Genomic DNA, 20,178 nt, shown 5'->3' with positions numbered 1-20,178 from the left:
CGCTACGACTTCGTTGCGCAGGACCTCAACCGTTCATCCAGTGCCTGCAGCTGCGCGACGGTGCCGACGTTGTCCCACATGCCGTCGTATAACTCACCGCTTGCCAGCCCGCGCGCGATGGTGTCCCGATAGTACGGCGTGAGCGGCAGCCGTGTGCCGCGCGGCAACGCGCGAAACATGCGCGTGTCGTAGAGCGCGATGCTGCCGAAGGTTAGGCGCGGGGCTGCGTCGTGCGATACGACGCCACCCACGAGGCCGAAATCGCCCGCAGGATGGAACGGCGGATTCGGCACCATGACGAGGTGCATGCCGGGTTCGGGGAGCGTCGCAAGCCGCCCGGCGTGCGCATGCAGGGACGCGTAGTCGAATTCGGCGAACACGTCACCCGCGACACCGAGAAAGATCTCGCCCGTAGCGCCGTTGTCCAGCAGCGGCAGGGCCTGAGCGATTCCGCCGGCTGTCTCCAACGCTTCCTGTTCGGGCGAATAGCGCAGTTGCACGCCCCAGTGCGATCCATCGCCGAGCGTCGCTTCAAAGCGCTCGCCAAGCCACGCGTGATTGATCACGATGGTCCGGAACCCGGCGAGCGCCAGCCGTTCGATCTGCCACACGATCAGCGGTTTGCCGCCGGCTTCGAGCAGCGGCTTGGGGGTATGGTCCGTCAACGGACGCATGCGTTCGCCGCGCCCGGCGGCGAAAATCATCGCTTTGGTCAAAGACAGGGTCATGGGAGGGGACGCTCAGAAGGTGTAGCCGACTTCGTTGGCGCGGCCTTCCAGTTCGTCGAGCAGCTTCGCGAACGGCGCCAGCGGCCGGTAACGCGCGGCGACCTTGCGTGCATAGCCAATGAAGCGCGGCAGGTCTTTCATGTAATGCGGCTTGTGGTCCCGGTAGTTGATCCGGCAGAACAGACCCAGCACCTTGATATGCCGCTGCAGGCCCATCCATTCGAGCTGACGATAGAACTCGCCGAAATCGGCATCGACCGGCAGGCCGGCCTTTCTGGCGCGCTCCCAGTAATACACGAAGCAGTCGAGTTCGAACTCTTCGTCCCAGCTCAGGAAGGCGTCGCGCAACAGCGAGGCGACGTCGTACGTGATCGGCCCCTCAACCGCGTCCTGGAAGTCGAGCACGCCGGGATTGGCCGGATTGGGCGCGGGCATCAGCATCAGATTGCGCGGCATGAAATCGCGCAGCATGAAGACTTGCGGCTGGGCTCGCGCACTGGCGACGAGCAGCGCGAACGTGCGGTCGAGCACGCCACGGGTCTTCTCGTCCACTTCGCGGCCCAGATGGCGGCCGATGAACCACTCCGGCAGCAACTCCATCTCCCTGCGCAAAAAGGCCTCGTCGAAGGACGGCAGCACGTCCGGCTGTGAGGCGAGTTGCCAGCGGATCAGCGCATCGAGCGCGTCGCGCATCAGTCCACGGGCGTTTTCCGGGTTGAGCGCATTGAGGTAAACGCGGGTGCCCAGATCGGTGACGAGCATGAAACCGGCCTCGAAGTCGACCTCCAGCACGCGCGGCACATTCACTCCGGCCGAGCCCAGCAAGTTTGCAATTTGCACAAATTCGCGGCACTTCTCCGGCGGCGGAGCGTCGACGGCGATCAGCGTCGGACCGGCGGCGTCTTGCGCATCCTTGCCGGCGAGGCGGAAATAACGGCGGAAACTGGCGTCGCTCGAAGCGGGGACCAGCGTCGCAAGGTCGAGCGCATAGCGGTTCGCGTGACTGTGCAGCCAGGTGGTGAGCAGTTGCAGGCGGGTGTCGGGAGAGGTGGAAGCAGAAGGCAGCGTCATGAAAACCGGAAGGCAAATTCAGTGGGGGCAACGTCTTGCCATATAATACCCCACGACTTTTTTGACGCGACGCACGCCAGCTTTTCGCTCATCCCGCTTCACCGCCCGCCTCATCGTTCGACCGGTTGTGCATTTGATTGATGGGTGGCTGACCATCACGGTCGGGCTGCTCGGGCGGAGGATCGCGGTTGCAGGAGCTGGCGGTCGGGCCAATTCGCCAAACCGATACATGCCGCCAAGACAGCTTTCCCAAACGACCCCCTCTCGTGGCGGCGTGCCCCGCAGAAGGCGGCTCGTCGCGGCATTGATTGCCGTGCCGGGCCTGATGCCCGCGCTCTCGCACGCCCAGTTGTCGGGCGACGCCGCGCAGGCGCAGCCTATCGACGCGCCATGGGGCATGCGGCTCGATCCGCAGCTCCAGGAGCATCCGTTGAGGTCTGACCAGAAGGCGGCGACCTTCGTGCTCGGCGACAAGACGGACGGTACGTCTGACCAGGATCTCGCGGCCAAGGGTTCCGCCGAGGTGCGCCGTCCAACCTTCACGATCAAGGGCGACGCGCTGCACTACGATCAGGACACCGACATGGCCGACGCGTACGGCAAGGTGACCGTGATCAACAACGGTGCCACCTTCCAGGGTCCGGAAGCGCACATGCAGGTGGATTCGAGCGAAGGCTACATGAGTTCGCCGAAGTATCACTTCAACGTGACAGGCGGCTCGGGGAGTGCGGCACGGGTCGACATGCTCGACAACGAACGCTCGGTGTTCACGCAGGGCACGTACACGGCGTGCCAGTGCGAAAGCAATCCGGCGTGGTACATCCGCGGCAGCGAATTCGACTTCGACACGGGCGCCGACGAAGGCGTCGCGCACAACGGCGTGCTGTTTTTCCAGGGTGTGCCGATCTTCGGTTCGCCCTGGCTGTCGTTCCCGTTGTCGGGCGAGCGGCGCAGCGGCTTCCTGCCGCCCACCTTTTCGATCGACTCGACCAACGGCTTCGAACTGAACCTGCCGTATTACTTCAACATCGCGCCGAACCGCGACCTGTTGCTGACGCCGAATTACATCTCGAAGCGCGGTCTGGAGCTGAACGAGACATTTCGTTATCTGTCGCCGGATTACTCCGGCTCGATCAGCGGAACGTTCCTGCCGCACGACGACCTGACCAAGACGAACCGTTGGGCGCTGTTCGTCCAGCACAACCAGAACTTCGGTAACGGTTTCGGCGGCTACATTTATTACAACAAGGTCTCGGACAACACCTTTCCGGAAGACCTTGGCTCAGTCTCCAGCCAGATTCTCAACGGTACCCAGCTGCTGTACCAGCAGGAAGCCGGGCTGACGTACAACAACGGTCCGTGGTCGGTGCTGGCGCGCGAGCAGAACTGGCAGACGCTTTACCCATCCGTGGCGCCGTACGGGCGGGAACCCGAACTCAACGTCAAGTACACCAGGTACGACGTGGGTGGCTTCGACTTCGGCGCGGTAGGCGACTTCTCGCGGTTCCGCATTACCACTGCGGATGCAACCGAAGGCGACCGGATCACCTTCGATCCGTACGTGTCGTATTCGGTGGTCGGGCCGGGTTACTTCGTGACGCCGAAAGTGCAGTGGCACTTCGCGTCGTACGACCTGAGCAACATCGGCACGGGCTCGCCGGCCGGGCAACCGAAGAATTTCACGGAATCGGTGCCGACCTTCTCGTTCGATACCGGCCTGATCTTCGAGCGTTCGGTACGGCTGTTCGGTCAGGATTACATTCAGACCCTCGAGCCGCGCCTGTACTACGTGTACACGCCGTATCGCAATCAGACGTTTGCGCCGCTGTTCGACACGGCGGACGCCGACTTCGGGCTCGCTGAAATTTTCACGCCGAATACGTTCGTCGGCGACGACCGGGTTGCCGATGCCAACCGGCTGACCGCAGCGCTCACCACGCGCTTCATCGATCCGGCGAGCGGGGATGAACGCGCGCGCTTCGTGCTGGCGCAGCAGTATTACTTCCGCGATCAACGGGTCACGCTGCTGCCCACGCAGACCCCCGCGCAGGCCACCCATTCGGACCTGATCGCCGGGGCGTCGCTGAAGCTCGGGGCGGGTTTCGGGTCGGAAACCGCGGTCCAATATAATGCGGACAACAACCGGCTGACCCAGAGCAGTATCGGCTTCGGCTACAGCCCGGAAACGGGCAAGGTGCTCAACCTCGCCTATATTTACACGCGTGCCGATACGACGCTGGACAACACGCCGGTCAACCAGATCACTATTTCGGCACAGTGGCCGCTCACGCACCACGTGTATAGTGTGGCGCGCCTGAACTACGATCTGCAGGGGCACGCGATTATCGACAGCCTGATCGGCTTGCAATACGACGCCGACTGCTGGGTGCTCGGTGTGGGCGTGCAGCGTTACGCAAACGGGGTCAACCAGCTCGGATTGCCGAGCCAGGGCACGCGTTTCCTCGCGCAAATCACGTTCAAGGGTTTGTCGAGCGTGGATAACGGTTTGATCCAGGCGTTCCGCTCCGGCGTGCCGGGGTACACGCCGATACCGGCAGCGCCGCCGCCCGAGGCGCGTTTCACCAATTACGACTGACGATTGGTCGATCACCTATAAAATTTGCAAAGACGGGCGGGGCGCGCCCGACATCATTGGAGTATGTGTGGGAATCATGAAAAAGCTTCGCTTGGCATCGCTCGCGGCAGGTCTTGCCGCTGCGGTCTCCTTTTTGTCGGTCGCGCCAGCACAGGCGCAGGATCTTCCCAACGCGACTGCGCGGCAGGCCCAGGCGGCCGCCAGCAACGGCGTGACGGTCGACACGATCGCCGCCGTAGTCAATGACGGCGTGATCACGCAGCGCGAGCTCGACGAACGCACGGGCCTGATCGCACATCGTCTGCAGCAGCAAAACGCACCGGTGCCGCCGGCGGATCAGCTGCGCCAGCAGGTGCTGAACCAGATGGTGCTGGAGCGCATCCAGTTGCAACGGGCCAAGGAAGACAACATTACCGTCGACGACGCCGCAGTGCAGAAAACACTCGAACGGCTCGCAGCGGCCAATAACCTGACGCTCGACGTGTACCGCTCGAAGATCGAGGCGCAAGGCGTGGCCTGGTCCACGTTCCAGCGCGACGCACGCACGGAACTGATCTTGTCGCGTCTGCGCGAAAAGGAAGTGGACAGCAAGGTGACGGTGTCGGACGCTGAAGTGGCCAACTACATCGCCAGCCAGCGCGGGCCGAATGTCGGTCTGACAAGCGACCTGCACCTCGAGCATATTCTCGTGAAAGTGCCGGCCAACGCCGCCGAAGCCGACATTCTCGCCGCCGAGCAAAAGGCGCAAGGCATCCTGAAGCAGGCCGTGAGCGGCGATACGAAGTTCGAAAAGCTCGCCAAGGCGGATTCGCAGGCGGCCGACGCGTCGAAGGGCGGCGACCTGGGCTATCAGTCCACCACGCAACTGGCGCCGGAATTCGTCAAGGCGGCCGCCACGCTGCGTCCGGGCGAAGTGAATCCCGATCTGATCCGCACCGGCGACGGCTTCGAAGTTCTGCGCCTCGTCGAGCGTCGCGCGGGTCAGGGTGCGGCGACGTCGGATTCGACTCACCTCACGCAAACCCACGTGCGCCACATCCTGCTGCGCGTCGGGGACAACCTGTCGGAACCGGCGGCGCGTCAGAAGCTGCTCGAGATCAAGCGTGAAATCTCCGAAGGCGGCGACTTCGCCAAGTTTGCCCACACCTATTCGCAGGACGGTTCGGCTTCGCAAGGCGGCGACCTCGGCTGGATCAGTCCGGGCGAGACCGTGCCGGAATTCGAGCGAGCCATGAACAGCCTGCAGGACGGCCAGATCAGCGAGCCGGTGCGCAGCGAATACGGCTACCACCTGATCCAGGTGCTGGGGCGCCGCGAAGCCGAAGGGTCCGTGTCGCAACAGATGGATCTGGCGCGTCAGGCCATCGGTCAGCGCAAGGCTGAGCAGGCCTATGCTGACTGGCTGCGTGAATTGCGCGACACGGCTTATATCGACGTGAAGGTCGGCAAGCCGAACGTTCAATAAACATCATGACGAGCGCGGCCCGACCGTCCCACGCCCCGTTGCAGATCGCGATCACGACCGGCGAGCCCGCCGGCGTCGGTCCCGAACTGACTGCGCAGGCGCTGGCGGGGGCGGCTGCCCACTGGCCCGACGCGCAGTTCGTCGTGCTGGGCGATGCGGAACTGCTCACCGCTCGGGCCAAGGCGGTCGGCGTGGAGTGGGCGGCGTTGGCGGGGCACGGTCGCGGCGCTGGTCTCGAGCGGGTGCGCGTGCAGCATCAGACGCTCGGCGCGCCGTCGCAGGCTGGCAAGCTCGACGCGGCCAACGGCCGTTACGTGCTGGATCTGCTCGATAGCGCCATCGACGGGGCACTCGCCGGCCAGTTTGACGCGATCGTTACCGCACCGCTGCAGAAGAGCACCATCAACGATGCCGGCGTGCCGTTCACCGGTCACACCGAGTATCTCGCCGAGCGCACCCACACACCGCACGTGGTCATGATGCTGGCCGGCACCGGCCAGCGGCCGTTGCGGGTCGCGCTGGCCACCACGCATCTGCCGTTGAAGGATGTGTCGGCGGCGCTGACGATCGAGAGTATCGTCGCGACGCTGCGCATCATCGACCGTGACCTGCGTCAGTATTTCGGCTTGCCGGCACCGCGCATTCTCGTGACCGGCCTGAACCCACACGCGGGCGAAAACGGTTACCTCGGGCACGAAGAAATCGATGTGATCGCGCCCGCATTGAAGCAGGTGAACGACGCGGGTATCGACGCCCGCGGCCCTTATCCGGCCGACACGCTGTTCCAGCCGCGTTATCTGAACGAAGCCGATTGTGTGCTCGCGATGTTCCACGATCAGGGCCTGCCGGTTCTGAAATACGCGACCTTCGGCGAAGGCATCAACGTTACACTCGGGCTGCCGATCATCCGCACCTCCGTCGATCACGGCACGGCGCTCGACCTCGCAGGCACCGGCCGCGCAGACGCGGGCAGCCTGATTGCTGCGATCGACACAGCGGTCTCGATGGCGCGCCACCGTCGCGCCGCCTGATTTTTTCCCGTTCCTTTTTTGTAGCGTCTTTCGATGTCCACCAGCAGACAGCACCAGGGCCATTTCGCGCGCAAGCGTTTCGGACAGAATTTTCTGGTCGATATGGGCGTGATCGATTCGATCGTCAACGTGATTCGTCCGCAACGCGGCGAACGCATGGTCGAGATCGGGCCGGGACTCGGCGCGTTGACCGAGCCGCTGATCGCGCGCCTCGCCACGCCCGAGTCGCCGCTGCATGCGGTCGAGCTGGATCGCGATCTGATCGTGCGTCTGAAGAAAAAGTTCGGCGACCTGCTGGAGTTGCACTCGGGCGACGCGCTCGACTTCGACTTTGCCGCGCTGGCGGCGCCCGCAGCCTCCGGCACGCCGGATAGCAAGCCGACGCTGCGGATCGTCGGCAACCTGCCGTACAACATCTCAAGCCCGCTGCTGTTTCATCTCACTTCGTTTGCGCACTGCGTGATCGACCAGCACTTCATGCTGCAAAACGAAGTGGTGGAGCGGATGGTGGCGGAGCCCGGCAGCAAGGCGTTCAGCCGGCTATCGGTGATGCTGCAGTACCGCTATATGATCGACAAGCAGCTCGATGTGCCGCCCGAGGCTTTTCAGCCGCCGCCCAAGGTCGATTCGGCGATCGTGCGGATGATTCCGTTTGCACCGCACGAGCTGCCCGAGGTCGACGAACGCGCGCTGGGCGAAGTCGTCACCGCGGCGTTCTCGCAACGGCGCAAGATGCTGCGCAACACGCTGGCCGCGTTTCGCGACAGGGTGGATTTCGAGGCGCTCGGCTTCGATCTGCAACGGCGTGCTGAAGATGTGCCGGTTGCCGAGTATGTGCGAGTCGCGCAGATCGTGGCTGCTGCGCGCGGCGCGGCGCCGAAGCAAAGCTGAACGTCCGGGCGCCGCTGGACGTTACGCGGTGAGCCGCCGCGCCGGCGCATTGACGAGTGCAATGCCGGCGAGCACCAGCAACGCGGCAAGCAGAAACCGCCCGCTAAACGATTCGCCAAGCAACAGCACGCCGAAGGTGACGCCGAACAGCGGCGTGAGGAACGAAAACACCGACAGGCGCGATGCGATGTAGCGCGTCAGCAGCCAGAACCAGGTCAGATAGCTGACGAACGCGACCACGATCGCCTGATAGGCGAGGCTGACCAACGCAATCGGCGTGACGACAGCTACCTTGAACTGACCGAATCCGGCGGCGAGAGCGAGCAACACCACCGCCGAAACCGCCAACTGGTAGAACAGCGTCTTGCTGGCGCTGGAGTGGGCAAGGCGTGAGGCACGTACCACGACTGTCGTCGCAGCCCACGTAACGCCGCCTAGCACGCCGAGTGCATCACCCGTCAGGCCCGCGAGCATCGACCCGTGATTGGCGCCTGGTGCCTGCGTGAAGCCATCGGCAAACGCGAGCGCGATCCCCGCAAAGGCGACGATGATGCCGGCCCACTGGATGCGCCGCATCCGCTCGCCATCGACGAACCAATGCAGCCCCAACGCCGTAAAGCACGGCGCGGTGTAGAGAAACACCGCCATCCGCGACGCACTGGTCAACGTCAAACCCAGAAAGATGCAAACGAATTCGCTGGCGAACAGCACGCCCGCGAGCAGGCCGGCGCCCAGTGTTCCGTCATCGCGAAACAGTGGTGTGCCCCGAGCGCGCGCCCAGCCCCACACAAGCAGCGCCGCGATGACCGAACGCAGCCCTGCCTGGAACATAGGCGGCAAAAAGGAATTCGCGCTTTTGATCGCGACCTGCTGGAGGCCCCAGATGGCGCATAGCGCGAGCATCGTCAGGATCGCGAAGCCGTCGGGCGCGCGGCGGACAGGCAGGGCGGTGGTGGTGCTCATTGTCTCGGGTTTTGTTTGGGTTGCCGCTTGATCTGGCGCGGTCATTATCACCCCAGTCGGCGGGGCGGTCGAGACGATCGCCTGTTCGGACGGTCAGCACCGTCAAGCGATTCCGGGTACATTGTCGTCCTCGACACCAAGCAACGGGAAGTACACCATGCGCCTTCTACACACCATGCTCCGAGTGGGCAACCTGGACCGTTCCATTCAGTTCTACACTGAATTGCTCGGCATGAAAGTGCTGCGCCGTCACGATTATCCGGAAGGCAAGTTCACGCTGGCCTTCGTGGGCTACGAGGATGAGAGCGAGGGCACGGTTATCGAACTGACGCACAACTGGGACACCGAGTCGTACGATCTGGGCACCGCTTTCGGCCATCTGGCGGTCGAGGTCGACGATGCTTACGCAGCCTGCGACAAGATCAAGGCGCAAGGCGGCACCGTCGTGCGCGAAGCTGGCCCGATGAAACACGGCTCCACGGTGATCGCGTTTGTGACGGATCCGGACGGCTACAAGATCGAATTCATCCAGAAGAAGAAATAACCGCTACGCGAGCGGCGCGCGATGAGTGACGCGAATCCCTACTTCGAGGACATCCAGGCCGTCAACGCCGAGGTCGAGGCGTGGTATACCGGCGCGTCGCAAGCCGGTGCGCTTGACCAGTTGATGGCGCACTTTTCGCCGCAATTCTGCATGATCCTGCCGGACGGCGGAACGTTGGACTGGCCGATGCTGCGCGAGATTTTCGCTCGTCATGGCGGGCAACGGCCGAACTTCAAAATCCGGATTACCGACACCACCATCATCGCGCGTTATGCGGGCGGCGCGGTCGTGACGTATAAGGAAAGCCAGTGGGACGGCGGGCACGCCGCCAACGTGCGGCGCTCGACCGCGGTACTGGAGATCGACGCGCACGGCCGCGTGCAGTGGCGGCATTTGCAGGAAACGTTCTGCGCGGAATGAGCGTCGTTGGGCGAGACGTTTTTTACCCGTCTCGCTTCGACCTCACAACGTAGGCAACAACTCGGGTGGATGATGCTTGAGTGTTTGCCGCGCCTCACGGAACTCCGGAAAGATCGATTCGACCGTCTCCCAGAAACGCGGGCTGTGATTCATCTCGCGCAGATGCGCGAGTTCGTGCGCGACGACGTAATCGATAATCGACAACGGGAAGTGGATCAACCGCCAGTTGAGGCGGATCTTGCCGTCGCTCGAACAGCTGCCCCAGCGCGTTGCCGCGGACGACAACGCGTAGGCGCGATAACTTACCCCAAGCCGCTCCGCGTAGATCGCAAGGCGCTCGCCGAACAGACGCTTGGCCTCACCTTGCAGCCAGCCCTGCACACGATCCTTGATCTGCTGAGGATCGGCTTGCAGGGGCAGCGGCAACGCGAGTGCGGCCTGCGCGGCATCGAAGGCGAGCGTGCCTTGCGGCGCACCCAGCGTGACACGCACCGGCTGGCCGAGATACGGCACCTGGGCGCCGTCCTTCCAGTCAATACGCGGCAACGCGCGCTGCTCGACACGCGTTTGCCATTCGATCAGCTTCGTGAAGATCCAACGCTGCTTTTCGCTGATGGCGGTTTCGATATCGGCTAGCGTGACCCAACGTGGTGCGGTGATCATCAGGCCGCTGCTGTCGATCGCAAAGCCGATCGAGCGGCGCGACGAACGCTTGAGCTGGTAGTGAAGGGTCTGCGCGCCGAGCGTCAGGCTGCGCAACTTCGAGCCGTCGGGCGCGCGTGGCGCGTCCGGCTTCTGCAATGAAGGCGGCGTGGACGGCGGAATTGCCGGCTCGGCGAAGAGCGGCAGATCAAGTTGCCGGCTATCGAGCGCCGCAGCGGGCTGCGGCGTGGGAGACTTCTGCATCGGTTTCGGCTTCGGGCAATACGCCCCGGCGCAATGACGCCAGCGAGGGCGTGGGCGCGTCAGATACGGGCGGTGGCGGCCGTGCTATCCGCAGCACGATACGCGGCAGGATCAATGCGACGCATCTCCGCTTCGATCCACGTCTCGACGCGCGTGTTCACTTCATCGGGCGTAAGCCCCTTCGTCTCGATCGGCTTGCCGATCGACACTGTGACTATACCCGCATATTTGAGAAACGAGTTGCGGGGCCACACGCGTCCCGCGTTGTGCGCGATCGGCACGACGGGCGCACCGGTGCCTACCGCGAAACGCGCACCACCGGTTTTGTATTTGCCCTGCTTGCCCGTTGGCGTACGCGTGCCTTCCGGAAACATGATGACCCAGGCGCCTTCGGCCATGCGTGCCTTGCCTTGCCCGATGACCGATTCGAACGCGTACTTGCCGTCCTTGCGGTTGATCTGCACCATCTTCAGCAGGCCGAGCGCCCAGCCGAAGAACGGCACGTACAGCAGTTCGCGCTTGAAGACATAGCACAGCGGACGCGGCATCAGTGCCGGAAACGCGAGCGTTTCCCATGCCGACTGATGTTTCGACAGCAGCACGGCCGGACCGTCAGGCAGATTCTCGTAGCCCTCGATACGGTACTTGATACCGTTCAGCCAGCGCACCACGTGGAGCGTCGATTTGCACCAGCCGGCCGCCATCCAGTAACGGCGGTCGGCGCTCATGAACGGGAAAGCGATGAAGCAGGCGATCGCGTAGGGGACCGTGTAGACCACCAGGTAGATCAGCAGCAGCAGCGAACGGAGGAAGCGCATCGGCGTAGAAGGTGGGGGTTAAGTGCGCGTGCAGGTCGCGTCAATATTGTTCTGCGGAGAGAAAGTCGAGCGAGAAGGCGCGCAAGTCGTCGTGGATCTTCGTGCCTTCGGGCAGGCCGCCTGCATCGAGCGTTTTGCGGCCCTTGCCGGTCAGCACCAGATGCGCGGGAAAACCCAGCGCCGCGCCCGCTTGCAGATCGCGCAGCGAGTCGCCTACCACCGGTGTTGCGTGCGGATCGGCCTCGAAGCGCTCAGCGATCATCTTCAGCATGCCGGGCTTTGGTTTGCGGCACTCGCAGTGGTCCTGCGCCGTGTGCGGGCAGAAGAATACCGCGTCGATGCGTCCGCCGACTGCTGCGACCATCCGGTGCATCTTCAGATGCATTGCGTTGAGCGCGCTCATGTCGAACAGACCGCGTCCGATGCCCGACTGGTTCGTTGCGATCGCGACGCGATAGCCGGCCTGATTCAGCCGGGCAATCGCTTCGAGACTGCCGGGTAGCGCGACCCATTCGTCCGGCGACTTGATGAACGCGTCGGAATCGACGTTGATCACGCCGTCGCGGTCGAGGACAACGACTTTTTTTGGAGAGGTCGGCATGATTCGGCGGTTCAGTAGGGACGCTGGATGGAGTCGCTCGGTCTGGTCACTTACGCCGCCAGTCTGGAAATGTCCGCGACGCAGTTCATCTGCTGATGCAGTGCGCCAAGCAAAGCCAGACGGTTAGCGCGCAACGCGGGATCTTCGGCGTTGACCATCACGTCGTTGAAGAACGTGTCGACCGGTTCGCGCAGCGCCGCGAGCGCCGTCAACGCGCCCGTGTAGTCGTGCGCGGCCAGTTGCGACTGAACGCGCGGCGCGACCTGTTCCAGCTGGGCGTAAAGCGCTTTTTCTGCCGCTTCGATCAGCAAGGTGGGTTGCACACCACCCACCGGTGCACCATCCGACTTCTTCAGGATGTTCGAAATGCGTTTGTTCGCCGCGGCGAGCGAGGCCGCTTCGCTGAGCGCCGAGAATTCGCGCACGGCGTCGAGACGCGCCACGATGTCGTTCAGATGCGTGGGGTTCAGCGCCAGCACCGCGTCGATTTCAGCGGCCGCGTAGCCGCGCTCGCGCAGCAAACCGCGCAGACGGTCCATGCTGAATTCGTAGATGGCTTGCGTCGAATCGGTGACGTTCGGCACTGCTGCGAATTGCGTATACGCTGCGCGCAGCAGTTCGACGAGGTCCACGGACAGTTGCTTCTCGACGAGGATGCGCAGCACGCCAAGCGCATGACGCCGCAGCGCGAACGGATCTTTCTCGCCAGTGGGTTGCAGGCCGATGCCCCAGATGCCGACCAGCGTTTCGAGCTTGTCAGCGAGCGCGACGACGGTGCCGGTTGCCGTGGCAGGCAGGGCGTCGCCGGAGAAGCGCGGTTGATAGTGTTCCGTGCAGGCCAGCGCGACTTCTTCCGGCTCACCGTCGTGGCGCGCGTAATACGTGCCCATCGTGCCTTGCAGCTCGGGGAATTCGCCGACCATGTCGGTGATCAGATCGGCCTTGGCGAGGCGCGCCGCGCGTTTGGCGAGCGCGACATCCGTGCCCAGCAGGGCGGCAATCGCGCCGGCCAGTGCTTCGACGCGTTCGACGCGTTGCAGCGCCGAGCCGAGCTTGTTGTGATACACGACGTTGGCGAGCAGCGGCACACGCTCGGCGAGCGGCTTCTTCTTGTCCTGCTCGAAGAAGAACTTTGCATCGGCGAGACGCGGGCGCACGACGCGTTCGTTGCCTTCGATGATGTCGCCGGGCGTTTGGGTTTCGATGTTCGAGACGATCAGGAAGCGCGGACGCAGCTTGCCGGCGGCATCGGTCAGCGCGAAATACTTCTGGTTCGTCTGCATTGTCAGGATCAGACATTCCTGCGGCACTTGCAGGAACTCGTCCTCGAAGCGGCAGGTGTAGACCACCGGCCATTCGACCAGCGAAGTCACTTCGTCGAGCAGCGCTTCAGGCATCACGACCTGATCGCCGTCGGCCTGCGCGAGCAGATGCGTGCGGATGGTTTCCTTGCGCTCGGCGAAACTCGCGACCACGTGGCCTCTATGACGCAGCGTGTCGGCGTACGTATCGGCGTGCTGGATCTGCACGAACCCTTCGGACAGGAAGCGATGGCCGAGCGTGGTGTCGTCCGCATCGATGCCGAGCGCGGTGACCGGCACGACCTGCTCACCATGCAACGCGGTGAGGCGCTGCGCGGGGCGCACGAACTGGATGTTGGTGCCGTCCGGACGTTGATACGTCATGACCTTCGGGATCGGCAGCTTCGCAACCGTCAGCGTTTCCTCGAGCGCGGCTTGCAGGCCTTCGGCGAGCGTTGCGCCGGGTGCGGCATAGCGCAGGAAGAAGGCATCGGCCTTGCCGTCGGAAGCGCGTTCGAGGTCGTCCACCTTGAAGTCGGGGAAGCCGAGAGCAGCGAGTTTCTTCGCGAGCGGCGCGGTGGGCTGACCGTCTTTATCCAGCGCGACGGAGACCGGCAGCACCTTTTCGCGCACGTGCTTTTCCGGCGCGACGCTGCGCACGTTCCTGATGGTGACCGCGAGACGACGCGGTGTGGCATAGCGTTCGAACGACAGTTCGCCTTCGATCAGGTCGCGTGCCGCGAGGCGCTGGGCGATACCTTCGGCGAATGCATCGCCAAGGCGCGCGAGCGCCTTGGGCGGCAATTCCTCGGTCAGTAGTTCTACGAGGAGGGTGGCGTGTTGGGGATGAGTCATCGGTTCGTGTTCTCGTCAGTCCGGGTCGATCTTGCGTTCGACTTTGAGCGGCGGCGCCCAGGCGGGTTTCGCGGCATCCTGTTCGTCGGTCGTGAGGCCGGGCACGCCGTGGACCGGATTGCCGAGCATCGGGAAGCCGAGCTTCTCGCGCGATTCGTAGTAAGCCTGCGCCACCTGGCGCGACAGATTGCGAATCCGGCCGATGTAGGCCGCGCGCTCGGTCACGGAGATCGCGCCGCGTGCGTCCAGCAGGTTGAACGTGTGGCCGGCCTTCAGCACCAGTTCGTAGGCCGGCAGCGCGAGCGGCACTTCCATCATGCGTTTGGCTTCGGCTTCGTAGCTGTTGAACATCGAGAACAGCAGTTCGACATTGGCGTGCTCGAAGTTGTAGGTGGACTGCTCGACTTCGTTCTGGTGGTACACGTCACCGTAGAAAAGGCGACGCAGTTCCGGGCCTTCGGGGCCTTGCTCTTCCCACTCTGTCCAGACCAGGTCGTAGACGTTCTCGACCTTCTGCAGGTACATGGCGAGACGTTCGAGCCCGTAGGTGATTTCGCCGAGCACCGGCTTGCAATCCAGACCGCCCACTTGCTGGAAGTAGGTGAACTGGGTGACTTCCATGCCGTTCAGCCAGACTTCCCAGCCGAGCCCCCAGGCGCCGAGCGTCGGATTTTCCCAGTCGTCTTCCACGAAGCGGACGTCGTTCTGCTTCAGGTCGAAACCGAGCGCTTCGAGCGAGCCGAGGTACAGGTCGAGGATGTTTTCCGGCGCCGGTTTCAACACGACCTGGTATTGGTAGTAGTGCTGCAGGCGGTTCGGGTTCTCGCCATAGCGGCCGTCTTTCGGGCGGCGCGACGGCTGCACGTAGGCTGCCCGCCACGGCTCGGGGCCGACCGCGCGCAGGAAGGTGTGGACGTGGGACGTGCCCGCGCCGACTTCCATATCGATTGGCTGGAGCAGCGCGCAACCCTGCTTGTCCCAATAGGATTGCAGCGTCAGGATGATTTGCTGAAACGTGAGCATGAAGTGCCTTTCGGGCATGGTGGCCGCGCCGCAGGCGCCGGGGCGCGCGAGGTGGCCGTGGAGCGAAGTGCTAAACAGTGGATTTTAACGGAAAGGGCGGTGGGTGCGGATTTTCGGGGGCGGGGAGGGCGGGGGACGATTCGCTGCGGGTTTGAGGAATATACAAACAAACGGGAAGCGGCCTTGGGTACTGATCCAGCCTTGTAGTTGATGTACGAATTCTCCTATGCAATCTCGGAGCGGCCTGATACCCACATCCATCCCTGTTCGATATCTTTCGAAGATATTCAGTAAGCCTTACTGTTGCTTCTGGGGGAGATACCAATGGCTGCTGTCTGTGCCCGCGAGCGGGCTGGTTCCACGCATCCAGGCCGGGCGAAGGAAAGGGTTGCCAGACGGCTGGCCGGTGGATGTATTGCGGCTTGCGTGTTGCTGGTTTGGCCTCTGTGCCATGCCGATGACATCGCCTATGGCTATGACGCGGTGGGCCGTCTGGTGTCGGTGACTGTGGGGGGCAATAGCGCCTATTACGACTACGACGCGGCCGGCAATATCACCGCGATCCGCCGGCAGGGGAATGTCTCTGCTGCGTCTGGCAACACGTCCGCCACGCAGGCGGAGGCGATTTTGCCCGTTGCTTCCAATCCGTCCGTCGCACGCTGATCCGCCGGTCCCGCCTCTCCCGTTGCTCGTTTCTTCAATGCAAACCACTCACCGTGCTATCTCGCGCTGGCAATCCCTGCCGCGTCCGCTGCTTCTTTTGATGTTTGTCCTGCTGTCGTGGTTGCTTGCGCCGCGGGCGCATGCTGCCGAAGTCAATTGTCCGTCGAAGTACGTGGCTGCGGGCGCGTTTCCTGCCGATCCGATGTGTCCACTGAAGGCCGCCGGGGCCGATTTCGGCGGTCTGGGCGGTTACGTCTGTGGCGACCCGAATGTGATTGCGTCGTACTGCAGCGGCCCATCCGCTGGCGCGACGGTTGAGCCGGATGCGCCGGATGAAGCGGTGGTGATCGACGGCGACGGCGTGGAGGGAAACTCCGGCGGTGCAGGAGGTGCAGGAGGTGCAGGGGGGTGCGGTGGCGGCAATGCCACAGCGGGCTGTGGCAACAGTACGTCGGGCGCCGATCCCGTGCGGCTTTATACCGGCCAGTTCCATCTCGTCGCCCACGACCTGCATGTTGCGGACACGGCGGGCGCGCTGGACCTCGCGCGGGTTTATCGCAGCAGCGCCTACGACACGTCGGGCCGGCCGATGGCCGGCGGCTTCGGTGTCGGCAGCACGTTCAACTACGACAGCTATCTGGTGGTGGGCGCGGCGGATGCCAGCGGCGCGCGGCAGCGTATCGAGTTGTATCTGCCAAGCGGGATTCGCGTGCCGTTCACGCTGCGCGCGGACACGGGCACGACCTGGGACAATCTGACGAGCCCGGGCGACTACTACCGCGCCAGCCTCACCAGCAGCGGCTCTACACAGACGCTCGCGTTGCGCGATGGCCGGGTCCGGCAATTCACGATGATCGCGGGCCTTTACCGCCTGACCCGTGTGCAGGATCGCAACGGCAATGCGGTGGTGATCGCCCGCAGCAGCACGGGCGCGGTCACGGGCATCACGAGCCCGAGCGGGCGCGTACTGACGTTCACGTCCATCACCGGTAGCCGCGGCACACCCCTGGTCTCGCGCGTGACCGATCCCTTGAACCGGCAGGTGGCTTACCAGTACGACAGTTCGGACCGCCTGGTGCAGGTCACGGACGCGGGTGGTGGCGTGTGGAAATACGGCTGGGACACCAGGAGCCGTCTGGTGAGCGTGACGGACCCGGAGGGCAACCGGCAGGTGGCCAGCACCTACGACGACAGCGACCGGGTGGTGGCGCAGACACTGGCTGACGGCAGCACGTTTGCGATGGCCTACACGGTGACGGGCGGCAAGGTTGCACAGACAGAGGTGACGGACCGGCGCGGCAGCATCCGCCGCCTGACGTTCGATGCAAACGGGAGGGTGGTGCGCAACGCCTATCCGGCCGACAGGCCGGAGCAGCAGGTACAGACCTATACCTACGATGGTAACGGGCGTGTGACGAATCTGACGGCGGTGGACCGCCAGTACACATTCGGCTACGACACGAATGGCAACCGGATCACGGAAGCGGACCAGTCCGGCACGCTGCTCACCCGTACGTTCGACAGCTACGGCCAGTTGCTCACTGAAGCGCAGGCGGGCGATGCGCAGCGCGGCGTGAGCACGGTCTATACGTACGACGCGAAGGGCAACCTGCTGACGGTGACCGACCGGCTGGGCAACCGCACGACGTTCACGAACGACAGCCAGGGTCGGCCGCAGACGGTAACCGATGCGCTCAAGGGCGTGACGAAATACACGTGGAACGGTGCGGATCTGGCGGGCATCACCGATCCGCTGGGCCGGACCACGCAGTTCACAACCGATGCGGCGGGGCGAGTGACGGCGGTGCAGGATCCGCTGGGCAACGTAACGCGTCGCACGGTGGATGCGTTGGACCGGACCACCGACGTCACCGACGCGTTGGGCGGCGTGACGCGCTTCACGTGGGACCGCAACGGGCACCTGCTCAGTCAGGCCGATCCCAAAGGCGTCACGACACGCTACACGTACAACGCGATTGGCCGGCCGGTGAGCAAAACGGATCCACTGGGCCGCAGCGAGACTTACACGTGGAATAGCGCGGGACAACTGGCGACGCTGACCGACCGCAAAGGTCTGTTGCGCACATACGGCTACGACGCGGCGGGACAACTGATCACGGTCTATTTCTCCACGGGTGCAGGCTCGAAGCCAACTCGCTCGTGGAGCTACGGCTGGAACTACGGTCAGGATGGGTACGGGCGGCTGCAACTGACCTGGGACGCCAATTCGGGCGCGCTGCAACCCCCGGCGGCCAGATACCGCTACTACGACAGTGTGACGGGCTATCTCAGCGGCTGGTTCGATCACGCCAGCCAGCAGGGTACCGTATGGCTGCGTTATGCGGCGGACAGCCGGGACCTGTCGCGCATCGAGATGAAGGACGCGACGGTGAGTTACATCCGCGACGCGGAACACCGGGCCACGCAGATTCAATATCAGGTAAACGGCGAGGCACCGCGGACGTTCAGCTACGTGTACGACGCACTGGGCCGGCGCAGCCAGGCGACGCTGGCGAATGGCATCACGGCGACCTACGTGTGGGATGCAGCCAGCCAGCTGACCGGCATCACGTACAAACGGGCCGACGGCAGCGTGCTGGGTGACCTGACATACGGCTACGACCTGGCGGGGCGGCGCACGAAAGCGGGCGGGAGCCTGGCGAGGGTGGATCTGCCGCAGGCGGTAAGCGACGCGCAGTACAACGGCGCGAACCAGCTCACGCGTTGGGCGGGCAAGACGCTGGGTTATGACCTGAACGGCAACCTTGCGAGTGACGGGGCTAACGAATACAGGTGGAATGCGCAGAACCTGCTGGCGCAGATCAGTGGTGCGGTGACGGCGAGCTTTATCTACGACATGTACGGCCAGCGCCATGACCAGACGGTCAATGGGCACCGGATGCAGTCGTTCTGGATTGGCGACGAACTCAGCTTCACGATTCCGGATGACGACTGGGCGCATCGTATCCGCCAGTTCTCGCCTTACCCGGAGAGTGGTCTTGATGAGCTGACGTACCGGCGCATTGGGGATGATGCGGACGGGGATCGGTATGTGCTGCGCGATGGCAACAACAACGTGATCGCGCTGACCGATGCGAACCAGCAGAGCCAGACGCAGTACAGGTATCAGCCGTATGGGGCGACGACGGTAACGGGTGCGGGTGATTCCAATGCGCAGCAGTACACGGGGCGGGAGAATGATGGGACGGGGCTGTATTACTATCGCAATCGGTACTACGACCCAACGACCGCAAGATTCATCAGTGAGGATCCGGTTGGCTGGGCGAGTGGGCAGACGAATGCGTATGCTTATGTCAACGGGAATCCGGTTCAGTTCAGCGATCCGTCCGGGCTGCAGTGGGCAGTTCTTCCGGTTCCTGCTGGTCCGATGCCCGGTGGCGGGGCTGGACCGAGCAGGCCATCGTGGGTTTCGCCACCGTGGGGTGCTCAGGGGGTTAGCGACTGGATCAGGGATACCGTTGGCGGGAAATTTTCAAACGGTGACGCCGATGATCCTGTTGTTTATCCGAACAATCCCGGTAACGCTGAGAAGGGCACATTTAAACCCATTTTGGGAACTCCGGGAAAGCAATGCAATGACGATGGCTCCGTTTGGGAGAAGGACACATCTAGTCACGGTGGGGATCAGTGGAAGCGCTGGCCGAACAAAAAAGCATGGGAAAGCGGAAAGAAGCCTCAGAGCATCTGGCCCGATGGACGTATCCGGAAATAATGAGCGGAGAGCATTATGTCACTCAGGTTTAATGATCTACTCGCACGCGCTCTCTTGGAGTGGCCCACTGAGATTGATTTGAGAATCCTGTCGCGAAGTGATCCGGCATCGAAGCGTTACTCGATCGACGGACTTTATGACATCTCCGACGCCCTAGAGGCTCGATATATCGGTTCTGCCGAAGAGATGATCATGAGAAACCTACATTGGGTAATTTACGAAGTGCTGCACGAAGTGGCCGCCAACGTAACCCGTGTCAAGACGAGTGACTTGAGGTCTGATGCTATTCGAAGTGGTTTCGAGAAGAACCTTATGGACTGCATGAAAATGTCAGAACTAGGCGCTTCACCTCAAGACATTGAGTTAGGCAAGCGCTACTTCGCTGAGAACGGGGAAAGTGGCGAAAGCTAGTCCCTGGCATTGAGGCAACAGTCAGACACCAGAAGGGGCCGCGTGAGCGGCCCCTTCTGCATTGTAAGCGACATTTGGTGGCCGTCTTGACGATCAGAATTTGATCTCGAAGAGGCGTTCGTTGACGCCCTGGAGGTCAAAGGCAGCAGGATCGAAAT

Annotated in this window: 17 protein-coding genes; 9 read left to right on the top strand and 8 right to left on the bottom strand. The window is 63.2% G+C overall.

Annotated elements, in window-relative coordinates:
• Positions 1–2: 2 nt before the first annotated feature.
• Together murU and P3T43_RS30905 are read right to left on the bottom strand one after the other, a co-directional pair.
• Complete coding sequence (gene murU / locus P3T43_RS30910; protein ID WP_429284800.1) at positions 3–728, bottom strand: N-acetylmuramate alpha-1-phosphate uridylyltransferase MurU; 726 nt, start codon at positions 726–728, stop codon at positions 3–5.
• A gap of 12 nt (positions 729–740) precedes the next feature.
• Positions 741–1,799, bottom strand: coding sequence for an aminoglycoside phosphotransferase family protein (locus P3T43_RS30905; protein ID WP_429284799.1), 1,059 nt, complete (start codon positions 1,797–1,799; stop codon positions 741–743).
• Between the two features lie 229 nt (positions 1,800–2,028).
• On the opposite strand from P3T43_RS30905, the gene P3T43_RS30900 reads away from it, so the two are divergent.
• The 4 genes from P3T43_RS30900 (at position 2,029) to rsmA (ending at position 7,782) form a co-directional block, all read left to right on the top strand.
• Positions 2,029–4,395 carry an LPS-assembly protein LptD gene (locus P3T43_RS30900; protein WP_429284798.1) on the top strand — a complete coding sequence of 789 codons (2,367 nt, stop codon included), beginning with the start codon at positions 2,029–2,031 and terminating at the stop codon, positions 4,393–4,395.
• Between the two features lie 67 nt (positions 4,396–4,462).
• Positions 4,463–5,860, top strand: coding sequence for a peptidylprolyl isomerase (locus P3T43_RS30895; protein WP_429284797.1), 1,398 nt, complete (start codon positions 4,463–4,465; stop codon positions 5,858–5,860).
• Positions 5,861–5,865: 5 nt separating this feature from the next.
• Entirely contained in the window at positions 5,866–6,891 is a 1,026-nt protein-coding gene (gene pdxA / locus P3T43_RS30890; protein ID WP_429284796.1) for a 4-hydroxythreonine-4-phosphate dehydrogenase PdxA, read from the top strand.
• Between the two features lie 33 nt (positions 6,892–6,924).
• Positions 6,925–7,782 carry a 16S rRNA (adenine(1518)-N(6)/adenine(1519)-N(6))-dimethyltransferase RsmA gene (rsmA, locus tag P3T43_RS30885; protein WP_429284795.1) on the top strand — a complete coding sequence of 286 codons (858 nt, stop codon included), beginning with the start codon at positions 6,925–6,927 and terminating at the stop codon, positions 7,780–7,782.
• 21 nt (positions 7,783–7,803) lie between these two features.
• Here the strand turns inward: rsmA and P3T43_RS30880 are convergent, their stop codons facing one another.
• A complete protein-coding gene (locus tag P3T43_RS30880) occupies positions 7,804–8,745 on the bottom strand; it encodes a DMT family transporter (protein ID WP_429284794.1) in 942 nt (313 codons plus the stop codon).
• Positions 8,746–8,902: 157 nt separating this feature from the next.
• On the opposite strand from P3T43_RS30880, the gene gloA reads away from it, so the two are divergent.
• On the top strand, positions 8,903–9,289 hold the full coding sequence (gene gloA, locus P3T43_RS30875; protein ID WP_429284793.1) for a lactoylglutathione lyase: 387 nt from the start codon (positions 8,903–8,905) through the stop codon (positions 9,287–9,289).
• A gap of 21 nt (positions 9,290–9,310) precedes the next feature.
• Complete coding sequence (locus P3T43_RS30870) at positions 9,311–9,709, top strand: nuclear transport factor 2 family protein (RefSeq protein ID WP_429284792.1); 399 nt, start codon at positions 9,311–9,313, stop codon at positions 9,707–9,709.
• 42 nt (positions 9,710–9,751) lie between these two features.
• On the opposite strand, the gene P3T43_RS30865 is transcribed toward P3T43_RS30870, so the two are convergent.
• The 5 genes from P3T43_RS30865 to glyQ are packed head-to-tail and all read right to left on the bottom strand — an operon-like array spanning position 9,752 to position 15,213.
• A complete protein-coding gene (locus P3T43_RS30865; protein ID WP_429284791.1) occupies positions 9,752–10,615 on the bottom strand; it encodes a M48 family metallopeptidase in 864 nt (287 codons plus the stop codon).
• A 59-nt stretch (positions 10,616–10,674) separates the two neighbouring features.
• The gene (locus tag P3T43_RS30860; protein ID WP_429284790.1) at positions 10,675–11,433 is read right to left on the bottom strand and encodes a lysophospholipid acyltransferase family protein; all 759 of its coding nucleotides are present in this window, start codon (positions 11,431–11,433) and stop codon (positions 10,675–10,677) included.
• A gap of 40 nt (positions 11,434–11,473) precedes the next feature.
• On the bottom strand, positions 11,474–12,034 hold the full coding sequence (gene gmhB / locus P3T43_RS30855; RefSeq protein WP_429284789.1) for a D-glycero-beta-D-manno-heptose 1,7-bisphosphate 7-phosphatase: 561 nt from the start codon (positions 12,032–12,034) through the stop codon (positions 11,474–11,476).
• A gap of 50 nt (positions 12,035–12,084) precedes the next feature.
• Entirely contained in the window at positions 12,085–14,190 is a 2,106-nt protein-coding gene (gene glyS / locus P3T43_RS30850; RefSeq protein ID WP_429284788.1) for a glycine--tRNA ligase subunit beta, read from the bottom strand.
• 15 nt (positions 14,191–14,205) lie between these two features.
• Entirely contained in the window at positions 14,206–15,213 is a 1,008-nt protein-coding gene (glyQ, locus tag P3T43_RS30845; RefSeq protein WP_429284864.1) for a glycine--tRNA ligase subunit alpha, read from the bottom strand.
• Positions 15,214–15,537: 324 nt separating this feature from the next.
• Between glyQ and P3T43_RS30840 the strand changes: the two genes are divergently transcribed.
• Genes P3T43_RS30840 through P3T43_RS30830 form a run of 3 tightly spaced genes read left to right on the top strand, consistent with a single transcriptional unit; the run spans position 15,538 to position 20,020 of the window.
• A complete protein-coding gene (locus P3T43_RS30840; RefSeq protein WP_429284787.1) occupies positions 15,538–15,876 on the top strand; it encodes an RHS repeat domain-containing protein in 339 nt (112 codons plus the stop codon).
• A 37-nt stretch (positions 15,877–15,913) separates the two neighbouring features.
• The gene (locus P3T43_RS30835) at positions 15,914–19,609 is read left to right on the top strand and encodes an RHS repeat-associated core domain-containing protein (protein WP_429284786.1); all 3,696 of its coding nucleotides are present in this window, start codon (positions 15,914–15,916) and stop codon (positions 19,607–19,609) included.
• A 15-nt stretch (positions 19,610–19,624) separates the two neighbouring features.
• Positions 19,625–20,020, top strand: coding sequence for a hypothetical protein (locus tag P3T43_RS30830; protein ID WP_429284785.1), 396 nt, complete (start codon positions 19,625–19,627; stop codon positions 20,018–20,020).
• Positions 20,021–20,178 lie beyond the last annotated feature (158 nt).

Source organism: Paraburkholderia sp. GAS41 (assembly GCF_050436545.1).
In the GTDB taxonomy this organism is placed as follows: domain Bacteria; phylum Pseudomonadota; class Gammaproteobacteria; order Burkholderiales; family Burkholderiaceae; genus Paraburkholderia.
The sequence above is the reverse complement of the archived record's forward strand: the minus strand, read 5'-3'. Positions and strand labels throughout refer to the sequence as shown.